A 1,521-nucleotide genomic window follows, 5' to 3' on the forward strand; every position below is an offset into this window, starting at 1 on the left:
GAAGCTTGGTGCCCGCCGTATCTTCCGGGCTGGTTTCGATAGCTGCCGCTGAAGCATTGGGGACGGTTACAATAGTGTGCTCCCCCGCGACCTGATCGTATAGTGCATGGCGAAGAGATGCGCTATCAACACGGCGCATCATGCCGATCCCTGGAACAGCACATTTCACTTCCTGCGCGGGAAGATTTTCAGGTACTACTGACTCCAGCAGCGCACGCGTGGGCGTGTAGTAGATGCTGGTTCCGCTCACCTGCTGGCTGTAGGGGGTCAGAAGCTCGTTAAGCTGGCGTAGCTGGGCGTAATCACCCAGCCAGTTTGGGTTATCCCCCGCCATATACTCGCGGGCTTTTTCAAGCACCCGCGGGTGCTTTGCGCACAATAGCCCCACCCCGGCATAGTTAGCGACTCGTAGTTCCCAAATATCGTCATTGCGGCGGCGGGATGAGCCCATCTTATCCGCTGGCAGCTGCAGCTGCGCGAGTAGCCCTGTCCCCTGTCCGTGAGCCTTAGCGACTGAACCGTGCGGCAAACAAAAATCGGCTTCTAACTGGGCGGCGATCATATGCCGGGCACGGTCACGTGTGGTGACGGCACCACGTGCATGTGCGGCGTTCACAGAACCTCCTGGATAAAACGGCCGGTGTGTGAGGAAGCGACCCCAGCCACAGACTCGGGGGTTCCTTCGGCAATTACGGTGCCCCCGCCATCGCCGCCTTCCGGCCCCATATCAATAATCCAGTCAGCGCATTTAATCACATCAAGGTTATGTTCAATAGTGATAACAGTGTTGCCCTTATTGACAAGCGACTGCAGAACCGCCAGCAGCTTCCGGATATCCTCAAAATGCAGCCCGGTAGTCGGCTCATCCAACACATAGATAGAACGACCATTAGAACGTTTCTGCAGCTCGGCCGCCAGTTTTACACGCTGCGCTTCACCGCCTGAGAGCGTAGTGGCGGGCTGCCCCAACCGGATATACCCTAGACCAACATCCACCAGGGTATTTAAATGCCGGGCGATAGGGGTAAAGGCCGCAAAAAATTCGGCGGCTTCCTCTACCGGCATTTCAAGCACATCGGCGATGGTTTTACCTTTGTAGTGCACTTCAAGGGTCTCACGGTTGTAACGTTTACCGTGGCAGGTCTCGCACGGTACGTACACATCCGGCAGGAAGTTCATCTCAATCTTGAGCGTGCCGTCGCCTGAGCAAGCCTCACACCTGCCGCCCTTGACATTAAACGAAAAACGCCCGGGGGTATACCCCCGTATTTTTGCCTCGTTTGTTTCGGCAAAAAGCTTACGAATATTATCAAATACGCCCGTGTAGGTTGCGGGGTTTGACCGCGGGGTGCGCCCAATCGGGGACTGATCCACATGAATCACTTTATCAAGGTGTTCAAGCCCCTCAATTTTCCTGTGGCGCCCCGGCACTTGTTTCGCGCCATTGAGCTTATTAGCCAGCGAGGTGTACAGGATGTCGTTCACCAGAGTGGATTTCCCCGACCCAGACACCCCAGTGAC

The 1,521-nt window shown here is 56.0% G+C and carries 2 pseudogenes; both read right to left on the bottom strand.

Going from position 1 to position 1,521, the window contains the following annotated elements:
* Window positions 1-616: pseudogene (locus Q4P78_RS08650) on the bottom strand (histone acetyltransferase); the annotation flags it as partial.
* Window positions 613-1,521 (bottom strand): annotated as a pseudogene (locus tag Q4P78_RS08655) (ATP-binding cassette domain-containing protein); the annotation flags it as partial. The pseudogenes Q4P78_RS08650 and Q4P78_RS08655, both read right to left, overlap by 4 nt.

Source organism: Rothia sp. (in: high G+C Gram-positive bacteria), assembly GCF_030540545.1.
In the GTDB taxonomy this organism is placed as follows: domain Bacteria; phylum Actinomycetota; class Actinomycetes; order Actinomycetales; family Micrococcaceae; genus Rothia.